10 protein-coding genes are annotated in these 12,009 nt (G+C 73.5%); 9 read left to right on the top strand and 1 reads right to left on the bottom strand.

Annotated features, from left to right (window positions below; genetic code table 11):
* The first annotated feature begins 52 nt into the window (after positions 1-52).
* The 8 genes from LQK89_RS03870 (at position 53) to mfd (ending at position 9,851) form a co-directional block, all read left to right on the top strand.
* Positions 53-1,255, top strand: a complete 1,203-nt coding sequence (locus LQK89_RS03870; RefSeq protein WP_231050261.1) for a sensor histidine kinase — start codon at positions 53-55, stop codon at positions 1,253-1,255.
* Positions 1,252-1,908: a response regulator transcription factor gene (locus LQK89_RS03875; RefSeq protein ID WP_083520012.1), complete on the top strand. Its 657-nt coding sequence runs from the start codon at positions 1,252-1,254 to the stop codon at positions 1,906-1,908. Before LQK89_RS03870 ends, LQK89_RS03875 begins: the two co-directional genes overlap by 4 nt.
* A 9-nt stretch (positions 1,909-1,917) precedes the next feature.
* Positions 1,918-2,880: a hypothetical protein gene (locus LQK89_RS03880; protein WP_231050262.1), complete on the top strand. Its 963-nt coding sequence runs from the start codon at positions 1,918-1,920 to the stop codon at positions 2,878-2,880.
* Positions 2,881-3,227: 347 nt separating this feature from the next.
* The gene (locus LQK89_RS03885) at positions 3,228-3,869 is read left to right on the top strand and encodes a 50S ribosomal protein L25/general stress protein Ctc (protein WP_058742289.1); all 642 of its coding nucleotides are present in this window, start codon (positions 3,228-3,230) and stop codon (positions 3,867-3,869) included.
* 31 nt (positions 3,870-3,900) lie between these two features.
* Positions 3,901-4,485: an aminoacyl-tRNA hydrolase gene (gene pth, locus LQK89_RS03890; RefSeq protein WP_204621021.1), complete on the top strand. Its 585-nt coding sequence runs from the start codon at positions 3,901-3,903 to the stop codon at positions 4,483-4,485.
* On the top strand, positions 4,482-4,664 hold the full coding sequence (locus LQK89_RS03895) for a hypothetical protein (protein ID WP_144802565.1): 183 nt from the start codon (positions 4,482-4,484) through the stop codon (positions 4,662-4,664). Before pth ends, LQK89_RS03895 begins: the two co-directional genes overlap by 4 nt.
* Positions 4,665-4,760: 96 nt before the next feature.
* Positions 4,761-6,143 (top strand): hypothetical protein, encoded by a 1,383-nt coding sequence (locus tag LQK89_RS03900; protein WP_231050263.1) that lies wholly within the window; start codon positions 4,761-4,763, stop codon positions 6,141-6,143.
* Between the two features lie 96 nt (positions 6,144-6,239).
* Positions 6,240-9,851: a transcription-repair coupling factor gene (gene mfd, locus LQK89_RS03905; RefSeq protein WP_231050264.1), complete on the top strand. Its 3,612-nt coding sequence runs from the start codon at positions 6,240-6,242 to the stop codon at positions 9,849-9,851.
* Positions 9,852-10,000: 149 nt separating this feature from the next.
* On the opposite strand, the gene nhaA is transcribed toward mfd, so the two are convergent.
* Complete coding sequence (nhaA, locus tag LQK89_RS03910; protein ID WP_231050265.1) at positions 10,001-11,179, bottom strand: Na+/H+ antiporter NhaA; 1,179 nt, start codon at positions 11,177-11,179, stop codon at positions 10,001-10,003.
* 99 nt (positions 11,180-11,278) lie between these two features.
* Between nhaA and LQK89_RS03915 the strand changes: the two genes are divergently transcribed.
* On the top strand, positions 11,279-11,935 hold the full coding sequence (locus LQK89_RS03915) for a MazG family protein (protein WP_058742294.1): 657 nt from the start codon (positions 11,279-11,281) through the stop codon (positions 11,933-11,935).
* Positions 11,936-12,009: the final 74 nt, after the last annotated feature.

Genomic DNA, 12,009 nt, shown 5'->3' on the forward strand with positions numbered 1-12,009 from the left:
AGCGGCCCGGCCCGCTCGCTCCCGCGTGGACGCCCGCCCTACGCTCGCCGACATGACCTCCTTCCTCCGCCGCCGGGCACGGCACCTCCTGGCACCGGCCGCGGGCGCCGTGTACCTCGTGCTCTGGATCCTCGCCGAGGCCGGACGCGCCGACCTGACCGGGCACGTGCTCGTCGTCAGCGCGCTCGCCGTCGCGATCGGCCTGGCGTCCTGGATGCCCGCGACGGCCCTCGGTCTCGTGGTGGTCGTTCCGCTGCTGCAGGCGCTCCACCTGCTCGCCCGCCCGCGGGACACGACGTGGCCGGAGTACCTGGCGATCGCGATCGTCGTCGGGGTCGTCGGTGCCGGCCGGTCCGGGCTGCTGCGGTGGCTGGCGGTCCCGGTCCTCGGTGTCGCGAGCGTCGCGGCGGCGTGGGCGATGGCCGTGCCGACCGTGGCCGACCCGGACGTCTGGTCGAACTGGACCGCCTCGGGCGAGGGGACGCGCGGCAGTCTCGTCCTGCTGTCGCTCGCCGTCGCGGGTGCGAGCGGCATCGCCTGGGCGGTGGGCGTCGCGATCGGTGCCGCCTGGCGGATCGGGCTCGCCCGCACCCGCGTCGCCGTCGCGGAGCGCGAGACCGCGGTCACGACGGCCGAACTGCGCGCCGAGCAGGACCGCGCCCGGATCGCCCGGGACGTGCACGACTCCCTGGCCCACTCGCTCGCGGTCGTGGTGTCGCAGGCCCAGGGTGCCGCGGCGGTCGCGGAGTCGGACGGCCCGACGGCGACGGCCCTCCGCGACATCGCCGACGTCAGCCGGAGCGCCCTCGGGGACGTCCGGTCGCTCGTCGAGCGGATCCAGGGCACCGGTCCGGCCGCGGCGAACGGGCTCGACGACCTCCCGGGCCTCGTCGAGGACATGCGCGAACTCGGCATGCGGGCGACGCTCGAACAGCACGGGGACCCCGTCCGGCTCGGGACCGCGACGGACGCCGCCGTGCACCGGATCGTGCAGGAGAGCCTGACGAACGTCCTCAAGCACCAGGGGCGAACGGCCGAGGCGCGGGTCGTCCTGGACTGGCGCGGGCCGGGACTCGGGGTCGTCGTGACCTCACGCGGGGACGCTCCGCTCGTCGCCCTCGACGGCCCGGGCTCGGGGGTCGACGGCATGCGCGAGCGCGCCCGTCTCGCCGGCGGCTGGCTCCGCGCGGGGGACGGCGACGACCCCGACGAGTTCGTCGTGACGGGCTGGCTCCCGACCGAGACCGGCCGGTGAGCGCGATCCGCGTCGCGGTCGTCGACGACCAGCGACTGTTCGCGTCCGGCATGCGGATGCTCGTCGACGCGCAGGACGACATGACCTGCGTCGGCACCGCGGGCGACGGCCAGGCAGCCCTCGACCTCTGTGCCGCCGAGGACCCCGACGTGCTCCTCCTCGACCTCCGGATGCCGGTGCTCAACGGCATCGAGGCGACGGCCCGGCTGGCCGAGCGCGGCGGGGAACGCCCGCGGGTGGTCGCCCTCACGACGATCCGCCGGGACGAAGCGGTGCTCGCCGCGCTGCGCGCCGGAGCCGCAGCGTTCCTGACGAAGGACGCGCTGCCGGAGGTCGTGCTCGCCACGATCCGGGACGTGCACGAGGGACGCCCGGCCCCGACCGAGGCCGAGGCGCTCGACCTGCTCCGCGCCGACGGGACCCTCGTCGAGACGCCCCGTCCGGACGCGGTCCTCGACGCCCTGAGCGCCCGCGAACGCGAGGTGTTCCTGCTCGTCGCCAAGGGCCTGAGCAACCAGGAGATCGCGTCCGCCGTGTTCCTCAGCGAGGCCACGGTCAAGACGCACGTCCGCGCGGTGCTGACGAAGCTCGGGCTCCGGAACCGGATCCAGGTCGTCATCACCGCACACGAACGCGGCCTCGTCCGCGCCTAGGGGGAAACCATGCGTCCGACCCAGCGTGCCGCCAAGACCGGCACCCTGCTCCTCGTCGTCGCCGGGCTCGGCGCGGCCGTCCTGCACCAGCTGCCCGAGCCGGCCGACCAGACGATCCGACCCACCGCCGAGCGGGACCTGGACACCTGGTCGATGCCGCTCGACGGCTACGTCCAACCCGGGTGGTCGGAGACCGACTTCGCCGAGGCGCTCCTGGACCAGCCGTGCCTCCGCGACCTCGGCGTCGACTTCCCGGTGCCGTGGGCGACCGTCGACGGGCTCCGGGCGGCGTCGATCGCCGACGAGACGCCGGAGCGTGGCAACACGTCGCCCGCGCTCGCGTGGTCGCGGCCGCTCTCCGCCGAGGCCGCCGCCGACCGGGGATACCACGCGCCGTCGACCGCCGGGGCGAACGAGGACGGCTGGCGCGCCTGGGCCCAGGACCCGGAGCACGCCGCGGCGTTCGACGACGTCGACCAGGACGCACTCCACCGGTGCTTCGACGATGCCCGGCGCGAGCTCGGCACGGCGGACCGGGACGGTGCCGACCAGAGCGCCTCGATCACCGCGAAGCGCCTGACGTACCTCGCGGCCGAGGACGCGCGCCGGACACCCGAGGTCCGAGCGGCGGCGACGCGCTGGCGGGAGTGCCTCGCGCCGACGGCGACGCAGGAGCTCCCCGACGACCCGCACGGCATGCCGACGACGGCGATGCGGCAGGCCTTCGCGCTCGAGGCGCGGACGGTCGCGAGCGACGACGAGATCGCGCTCGCCGAGCACGACGTCGCCTGCCAGACCTCGTCCGGGTACCGCGCCGCGCTGTACGACGCGCAGTGGAACCGGCTCCTGCACGTGACGGCGACCGACGCCGCCGTGCTCGGGTCGGCGGACGGCGACCAGGCCGCGCTCGCGGACCGCGTCGCCGCGACGATCGAGCGGCTCGCGCCGCCGGCACCCGAGGGCGTCGAATGACGCGCTTCGCCGTGCGGACCTGGGCAGGTGGTCCTGGGGGGACCGGCCCGCGTCCGCGGGATGGGGAGCACCGGACGGGAGGATCGTGGCGGCGCCGCCACGATCCTCCCGTCCGGTCGTGGGCACCTGCGGACCGCAGCTCAGCCCTGGTGCGACACGCCCGGCTGCTCCTGCTAGACTCGCAAACCGACTTCGGCGAGGGCCGCGTACGCGCGGCCGTGATCGACGCGGTAGGGAGACCCGGCCCAGTCCTGGGAGCGTTCCTCACGCGTGCACGCGTTCGAGTTGCAACACCACAGACCCCCGATGCCGGCACCCCGGCGTCGACCCCGACACCAGGAGGCACCATGGCCGACTACACCAAGCTCGCAGCGGAGAACCGCACCAAGTTCGGCAAGGGCGCTGCGCGCAAGCTCCGCGCTGCCGACAAGATCCCCGCGGTCGTCTACGGCCACGGCACCGAGCCGCAGCACATCACCCTCCCGGGCCACGAGACGATGCTGCTCGTCCGTACCGCCAACGCGGTCGTCGACCTCGACATCGAGGGTGCGGCGCAGCTCGCCCTCGTCAAGGACGTCCAGCGCGACCCGGTGCGCCAGATCATCGAGCACATCGACCTCGTCGTCGTGCGTCGTGGCGAGAAGGTCACGGTCGACGTGCCCGTCGTCGTCACGGGTGAGTCCTTCTCCGGCACCATCCACGTCCAGGACCTCGCCTCGGTCTCCCTCCTCGTCGAGGCGACCGCGATCCCCGAGCACGTGACGGTCGACGTCGAGGGCCTCGAGGACGGCGCGCAGGTCCTGGCCTCGCAGCTCGAGCTGCCGGCCGGTGCCGAGCTCGAGACCGACGCCGAGGCGCTCGTCGTCCAGATCGTCACCCCGCGTGCGACCGCCGACGACATCGCCGCCGACGAGGAGTCCGCCGAGGCGGGCGCCGAGGCCGGTGCCGAGGGCGAGGCCGCCGAGTCGACCGACGCCGACTCCGAGTAGTCACTCCGCGCAGGACGTCTGGCCGACGCTGATGACAGGAACGACCCTCGTCGTGGTCGGGCTCGGGAACCCCGGGCCCGGCTACGCGGGGAACCGTCACAACGTCGGCCAGATGGTCCTCGACGAACTCGCCGCCCGCATGGGTGCGACGTTCAAGAAGCACAAGACCCCGAACCAGGTCGCCGAGGGGCGCCTGGTGCCCGGCGGCCCGAAGCTGGTCCTCGCGAAGCCCGGGTCGTTCATGAACACCTCCGGTGGCCCGGTCTCGAGCGTGCTCGGGTTCTACAGCGCCACCCCGGCCGACCTCGTCGTCGTGCACGACGAGCTCGACCTGCCGTTCGACACCGTCCGGCTCAAGGGCAGCGGCGGGCACGGCGGGCACAACGGCCTCCGCGACATCATCAAGGCGACCGGCACGAACGAGTTCACCCGGGTGCGGATCGGCATCGGCCGACCCCCGGGACGCCAGGACCCCGCCGACTTCGTGCTCCGCGACTTCTCGCCGACCGAGAAGAAGACGCTGCCGAACCTGCTCGCCGACGGCGCCGACGCGGTCGAGGCGATCGCCGAGCTCGGGCTCCTCGCCGCGCAGCAGCGCGTCCACGCCCCGTCGTGACCCCGGTCCTGCTGGCGGCGAACGGGCTCGCGCAGACCATCACGATCGTGGTCGTCGCCGTGGTCGGCCTGACCTTCGTGTTCACGGCCCGGGTCCTGACGCGAAGAGCGGTGCAACCCCCGGACGACCCGACGCGGCTCCCGGAACAGCCCGAGGACCTCGAACCCGGCAAGGACTGACCGCTGCGCTTCGGTCCCCGAACTGGGGGACCACGCCGTCCCCCGCCGATCAGTACGGTCGGCGCCGGGGGAAGGTCCTCCACGAGGGGGTCCACCATGCACCGAACCGTCCGCGAGCCCGAGGGTGACGCGACCGCACGACCGAGCACCAGCGGAGACGCTCCCGGCCGCCGCGGTTCCCCCCGTCGCGGTCCGGGCATCCTCCTCGCAGCCGGTGCCGCCGCGGTCGCCGTGGTCCTCGCCGGGGCCGGCGCCGCGCTGGCGGACCCGGGCGCGACCGTCGTCGAGCGCTGGACGCCGCTCCGCGCGGACTCCTCCGCACCGCCCGTCGCGTCGACCTTCGCCGCGCCGAACGACGTCCACGTCGACGCCGACGGCTCCGTCCTGGTCGCGGACTTCGCCGGGAACGGCGTCCTCCGTCGATCGGCCGACGGTGTGTGGAGCGTCGTCGCCCCCTTCGGCACCGGGTCGCGCGACATGTGGAACCCGTCCGCCCTGGCGACGACCGCGGACGGCCGTGTGCTGGTCGCGGAGGCCGGTCGACCCGCCCTGGCGACGGTGGACCCGGGAACGGGGGACGTCGCACGACAGGGTGCACCGCCGGTCCGAGGGCAGGTCAGCGGCCTCGCCGTCGACGGCGCGACCGTGTTCGCCGCGGTGCCCGGCAGTGGTGCCCTGTGGACGGCGCCGCTCGGCTCGGACACGTGGACGACGGTGGACGGCCCGTGGCGGGACCCGTCCGGCGTCGCCCTCTCGGACGACGGCAGGGTGCTCACGGTGGCGGACGCCGGTGTCGACGACGTCTGGCAGGTCGACCGCACGACCGGGTCCGCGGTGTCGCTCGGGTTCCCGGGCGAGCCGGGCAGCACCCTGCGCGGCGTCGCCGTCGACCACGGCGACGTGTTCGTCGTGGACAACGGCGAGGGCCGTGTGTGGGCGAGGGTGCAGGGGTCCTGGCGGGTCGCCGTCTCGACCGCGCCGGACGGGTCGCCGCTCGTCAACCCGACCGGCGTCGCCGTCGGAGCGGACCGCTCGCTCGTCGTCGCCGACTACAACCGGCAGCGGATCGTGACGGCGGCGTCCTCGGGACGGGTGGTCCCCGCGCCGACCGCGGCCCCGACGTCCGTCCCCACCGACACCCCGACCACCACCACGCCGGACGACGAGCCGACGACCGCGCCGCCCGTCGACGCGACGAGCCGTCCCTCCGCGTCCCCCTCCGGGTCCGCGGCCGTGGAGCCGACCACGTCGACGACGGCGGGGGCGGGACCGGCCGGCGCCGCGCCTCCCGGCTCGGGCCCGATGCGGTCGGCACCGACGCGGACGGCACCGACGCGGACGGCACCGACCGACGGACCGGACGACGCGCGTGCCCTGGCCTGGACCGGCAGCGCACCGGTGGTCCCCGCCCTCGCGGTCGCCGGGCTCCTGCTGCTGCTCGGGTTGGCCGGCGTCGCGGCCCGCCGCCGTCGGGCCTGAACCGGCGGGCCCTCGCGACGAGCGTCGGGCTCGGCCCGTGTTCGCCGATCGCGCACGCCCCGACGCCTGTCGGAGGGCGCCGGTACCATCGTCTGAGTGACGATCTCGGGCATCATCCCTGCGCTCTCGCGCGCCTCCGCGTTCGATCGCGTCCTCCGCGCCGCCGGGCGTGACGCCGACTTCTCCGTCGTCGACGGCCTCCGCGTGCCGCTGCTCGCGGCGCTCCTGGCCGAGCGGGACGGCCCCCAGTGCCTCTTCGTGATCACGGCGACCGGGCGCGAGGCCGAGGCGGTCCGCGGCGCCTTCACGTGCACCGTGCCCGACGCCGAGGTCCTCGAGTTCCCCGCGTGGGAGACCCTGCCGCACGAGCGGCTCAGCCCGAGCGCGCAGACCGTCGGCACGCGCATCGCCACGCTCCGGAAGCTCGCTGCGTGGCAGGACGCCGCGCCGACCGAGCGCCGCACGACCGTGGTCGTCGCGAGCGTCCGTGCGGCGCTGCAGCCCATCGCGGGCAACCTCACGTCGCTCGCACCCGTCGCGCTCCGCAGCGGCTCCCGCGGCAACGACCTCGGGCAGATCGCGTCGCAGCTCGTCGACCTGGCGTACGCCCGCGTCGACCTGGTCACCCGTCGGGGTGAGTTCGCCGTGCGCGGCGGGATCCTCGACGTCTTCCCCCCGGGCGCCGACCACCCGGTGCGCGTCGACTTCTTCGGCGACGAGATCGAGGCGATCAAGGCCTTCTCCGTTGCCGACCAGCGCACGACCGACGACGACCTCGGCGCCGTCGACCTCACCGCCTCCCGTGAGCTCCTGCTGAGCGACGACGTGCGGCAGCGGGCGCGCGAGATGCTGCACGAGTTCCCGAACCTGTCCCAGATGCTCGCGAAGATCGCGGAGGGCATCCCGGTCGAGGGCATGGAGTCGCTCGCACCGGCGCTCGTGCAGGACCTCGTCCCCGTCACGAGCTACCTGCCGGACGCCGCGACCGTGGCCGTGCTCTCCCCGGAGCGGGTCGCCGGGCGCGCGCACAGCCTGGCCGAGACGAACACCGAGTTCCTGCAGGCGGCGTGGAGCGCCGCGGTCGCCGGGGCGCAGGCGCCGATCGACCTCGACGCGGGGAACTTCCTCACCGTGCAGCAGCTCAAGAACGGCCGCGGGCAGCGCACCTGGTGGACGATCACGCCCTTCGACTCCGGGCTCGACGAGGGTGACCGCGACCGCGTGCTCACCGACGCCGAGGCAGCGGCCGAGGCGGGGCAGTACATCCGCGTGCGCGCCGAGTCCATCCCGAGCTTCGCCGGGAGCGCGGACGGCGCCGTCGAGCACGTCAAGCACCTGGTCGACGACGGCTGGGCGGTCGTCGTCACGGCGCAGGGCAAGGGCCTCGTCGAGCGCGCCGTGCAGGTCCTCGCGGACGCCGGGGTCGCCGCCCGCGCCGGTGAGCTCACCGCCCCGCCGGAGCCGGGCGTCGCCGTCGTCACGACCGCCTCGGTCGAGGCCGGCTTCGCCACGCCGGACCCCCGGATCGCGCTCCTCAGCGAAGCCGAGTTCTACGGCCGCAGCGTCCAGCAGGGCGCCCGCACCGTCAAGAAGCTCGCGGCCCGCCGCAAGAACGTCGTCGACCCGCTGCAGCTCAAGGCCGGCGACGTCGTCGTGCACGCCACGCACGGCATCGGCAAGTTCGTGGAGCTCGTCAGTCGCGAGGTCTCGAGCGGCGGCCGCAACGCCGTGAAGACTCAGCGCGAGTACCTCGTGCTCGAGTACGCGCCGTCGAAGCGCGGCTACCCGGGCGACAAGCTGTTCGTCCCCACCGACCAGCTCGACCAGCTCTCCCGGTACGTCGGCGGCGAGAGCCCGACGCTGTCGAAGATGGGCGGCTCGGACTGGGCGGCCGCGAAGTCGAAGGCGCGCAAGGCCGTCCGCGACATCGCCGTCGACCTGGTCAAGCTGTACTCCGCGCGCATGGCGTCGAAGGGGCACGCGTTCGGCCCGGACACCCCGTGGCAGCGCGAGCTGGAAGAGGCGTTCCCGTTCGCCGAGACCGCCGACCAGCTGACGACCATCGACGAGATCAAGCGCGACATGGAGCGCCCGATCCCGATGGACCGCCTGCTGTCCGGCGACGTCGGCTACGGCAAGACCGAGGTCGCGATCCGCGCCGCGTTCAAGGCCGTGCAGGACGGCAAGCAGGTCGCCGTGCTCGTCCCGACGACCCTGCTCGTCCGCCAGCACATGGAGACGTTCCAGGAGCGCTTCGCCGGGTTCCCGGTGCACCTCCGCGCACTGAGCCGCTTCCAGTCCGAGAAGGAGTCGAAGGAGACCATCGCGGGTCTCGCCGACGGCACCGTCGACATCGTCATCGGCACGCACCGGATCCTGTCGCAGAGCATCCAGTTCAAGGACGTCGGCCTCGTCATCATCGACGAGGAGCAGCGCTTCGGCGTCGAGCACAAGGACCAGCTCAAGAAGCTCAAGACCAACGTCGACGTCCTGGCGATGTCCGCGACGCCGATCCCGCGCTCGCTCGAGATGGCGGTCACGGGCATCCGCGAGATGTCCACCCTGGCCACCCCGCCGGAGGACCGCCACCCGATCCTGACCTTCGTCGGACCGCAGTCCGACCTACAGGTCGCCGCGGCGATCCGGCGCGAGCTGCTGCGCGAGGGCCAGGTGTTCTACGTGCACAACCGCGTCAAGGACATCCAGTCCGTGGCGTCGCACCTCGCCGAGATCGTCCCCGATGCCCGCATCCAGGTCGCGCACGGGCAGATGTCCGAGGGTGCTCTCGAACAGGTCATGGTCGACTTCTGGGAGCGGAAGTTCGACGTGCTCGTGTCGACCACGATCGTCGAGACCGGCCTGGACATCGCGAACGCGAACACGCTCATCATCGACAAGGCGGACAAGTACGGCCTGTCCCAGCTGCACCAGCTGCGCGGTCGCGTCGGTCGTGGGCGGGAGCGCGGCTACGCGTACTTCCTCTACGACGCCGACAAGCCGCTGTCCGAGACCGCGCAGGACCGCCTCGAGACCATCGCCGCGAACAACGAGCTCGGCGCGGGCATGCAGGTCGCCATGAAGGACCTCGAGATCCGCGGTGCGGGCAACCTGCTCGGTGGCGAGCAGTCCGGCCACATCGCGGGCGTCGGGTTCGACCTGTACCTGCGGATGATCGGCGAGGCGGTGTCGCAGTTCCGCGGGGACGTCGCCGAGGGGCAGACAGAGCTCCGGCTCGAGATCCCGGTCGACGCGCACATCCCCGAGGACTACGTCGAGTCCGAGCGGCTCCGGCTCGAGGCGTACCAGAAGCTCTCAGCGGCCTCGGCCCCGACGGCGCAGCCCGAGGCGATCGACATGGTGCTCGACGAGCTCACCGACCGCTACGGTCAGCCGCCGCAGGCCGTGCTCACCCTGGTCGAGGTCTCCCGGCTCCGCCGCATGGCGCAGCAGGTCGGGCTGTCCGACGTGGTCGTGATGGGCTCGAACCTCCGGGTCGCCGGCAAGGAGCTCGCCGACTCGGCGCAGGTCCGGCTCAAGCGGATGTTCCCGGGTGCGCGCTGGTTCCCGCAGCAGAACGCGTCGAGCATCCCGCTCCCGAAGCCGCACGGCGAATCCCTGCCCGACGACGGCCTCATCCAGTGGGTGGAGAGCATCCTCACCGCGGTCTACGGGGCGTCGAAGACGCCGGCCGAGGCACCGGCCGCCTGAGCGGCGACTCCTGGACGGCCTGGCGCGCCCCGCTCAGCGGCGACGCGAAGCGTTGCGCGGGGCGCGCCGACCGAGCCTGCGAGGGAGGGGTGCCAGCTGGCACCGTGCCTTCCGTCCGTCAGCGGGTCACCACCCGTGGGTCGTGACCGCTACTCGGTCGCCTCCGCCTCGGACAGTGCGCGCCGCGCGCGGTACCGCCGCGCGCGCAGGCTGACGACGATCGCGGACGCGACCATGGCGATGCCCGAGCCGACGAGGACGGCGAGCACGCCCTCGTCCAGGACCTCCTCGCTCCGCGCGAAGGCCAGTTCGTTCATGAGCAGCGAGACCGTGAAGCCGATGCCCCCGAGCACCCCGACGGTGACGATCGAGCCGAACGACAGCGTCGAGCGGCCGGGCGCGCGGAAGACCCGCGTCGCGATGGCGCCGAAGACGGTGATGCCGATCAGCTTGCCCACCGGCAGGGCCAGGACGACCGCCCAGAACGTGGGGGAGAGCTCGCCGAGGCCGACGCTCGGCACCACGACCGCAGCCGAGGCGAACGCGAAGAGCGGCAGCACGATCGCGTTCGACCACGGCTCGACGCGCTCGTGCAGCACGTGGCCCGGCCGACGCGGGAGCACCAGGCCGAGGGCGACGCCGGCGATCGTCGCATGCACGCCGGAGTGGTACACGAGCCACCACGTGACGAGGCCGACCACGACCATCGCGACGATGATCCACGCCTGACCGGTGCGTCCCGGGCGGAGCAGCCGGCCGAGCAGGGCGAACACGAGGAGCGCGACGACCGCGCCCCCGAGGGCGGCGAAGTCGGTGCCGTGTGCGAACACTACGGCGATGATGACGATCGCGATGAGGTCGTCGAGGACCGCCAGCGCGAGCAGGAACACCCGGACGGTCGAGGGGAGACCACGTCCGAACATCGCGAGGACACCGAGCGCGAACGCGATGTCGGTCGCGGTCGGGATCGGCCAGCCGTGCTGGTACGGCGTGCCCGCGGTCACCGCCAGGTACACCAGGGCCGGGACGACCACGCCGCCGACCGCTGCGATCGCCGGGATCACCGCCGTCCTCGGGTTCGAGAGCTCACCCTCGAGCAGTTCGTGCTTCAGCTCGATCGCCACGAGCAGGAAGAACACGGCGAGCAGGCCGTCGCTGATCCAGTGCGACACCGACAGGTCGAGGCCGACCGCACCCCACGGCGAGTGGGCGTCGAGAAGGCGTTCGAGGCCCGGACCGAGCGCGGTGTTCGCGACGACGAGGCCGAGGACGGCGGCGGTCAGGAGCGCGATCGCGCTGAAGCGGGGGGAGCGGACGAGTGCCAGCATGGATCTCCGGGTTCGGGGTACGGGTCGACGACCGTCGACCAGACTTCCCGACACACCGCCTCCAGGCTACCGGACCGGCCTGCGTGCGAGCATGGCGCCATGACCGCCGTGGAGGACCTCGTCACCGTCGTCGACCGACTGCTCGCTCCGGAGGGCGGGTGCGTCTGGAACCGGGCGCAGACACACGCCTCGCTCGCGCGGTACGTCGTCGAGGAGTCGTACGAGCTGGTCGACGCGATCGACGCCGACGACCGGGACGAGCTCCGGGAGGAACTCGGCGACGTGCTGTACCAGGTGGTGTTGCACGCGGGGCTGTCGGCCGCCGCCGGGGGCTTCGACCTCGAGGACGTGGCTGCCGGGGTCCGGGACAAGATGGTCCGCCGGCACCTGCACGTCTTCGGGGACGAGCACGCCGACACCGAGGACGAGGTCGTCCGCGTCTGGCGTGCGGCGAAGGCGGCGGAGAAGGCCGGGCGACGGAGTGTGTTCGACGGGGTGCCACGGGCGATGCCGCCGCTCGAGCGGGCCGTGAAGCTGCTCGAGCGGTTGGACGAGCGTGGGGACGCGGGGGCGGTGGTCGAGCGGGTCGGAGCTGGTCCGGGTGCCGGTGCTGTTGCTCGCCCCGGCGCGGACGAGCGGTGGGGGATCGAGATGCTCGCGCAGGTCGCGGCGGCCCGGGCTGCGGGGGTGGACCCGGTGGCGGGACTGCGTGCTGCGGTGGCGCGGCTCGAGGAGGTCGGACGCGAGGGGGAGTGACGGGAGTCCCCGCTCTCCAACCGTCATCGGAGCGGCGAGCAGTGCCATCCTGCCGGTCGCCGACGGCGAGACGA

This window comes from Curtobacterium sp. C1 (genome assembly GCF_021049325.1).
In the GTDB taxonomy this organism is placed as follows: Bacteria; Actinomycetota; Actinomycetes; order Actinomycetales; family Microbacteriaceae; genus Curtobacterium; species Curtobacterium citreum.

Coding starts and splice junctions, on each gene's coding strand:
- LQK89_RS03870 (WP_231050261.1), top strand. CDS start 53: ATGACCTCCTTCCTCCGCCGCCGGGCACGGCACCTCCTGGCACCGGCC.
- LQK89_RS03880 (WP_231050262.1), top strand. CDS start 1,918: ATGCGTCCGACCCAGCGTGCCGCCAAGACCGGCACCCTGCTCCTCGTC.
- LQK89_RS03885 (WP_058742289.1), top strand. CDS start 3,228: ATGGCCGACTACACCAAGCTCGCAGCGGAGAACCGCACCAAGTTCGGC.
- pth (WP_204621021.1), top strand. CDS start 3,901: ATGACAGGAACGACCCTCGTCGTGGTCGGGCTCGGGAACCCCGGGCCC.
- LQK89_RS03900 (WP_231050263.1), top strand. CDS start 4,761: ATGCACCGAACCGTCCGCGAGCCCGAGGGTGACGCGACCGCACGACCG.
- nhaA (WP_231050265.1), bottom strand. CDS start 11,179: ATGCTGGCACTCGTCCGCTCCCCCCGCTTCAGCGCGATCGCGCTCCTG.
- LQK89_RS03915 (WP_058742294.1), top strand. CDS start 11,279: ATGACCGCCGTGGAGGACCTCGTCACCGTCGTCGACCGACTGCTCGCT.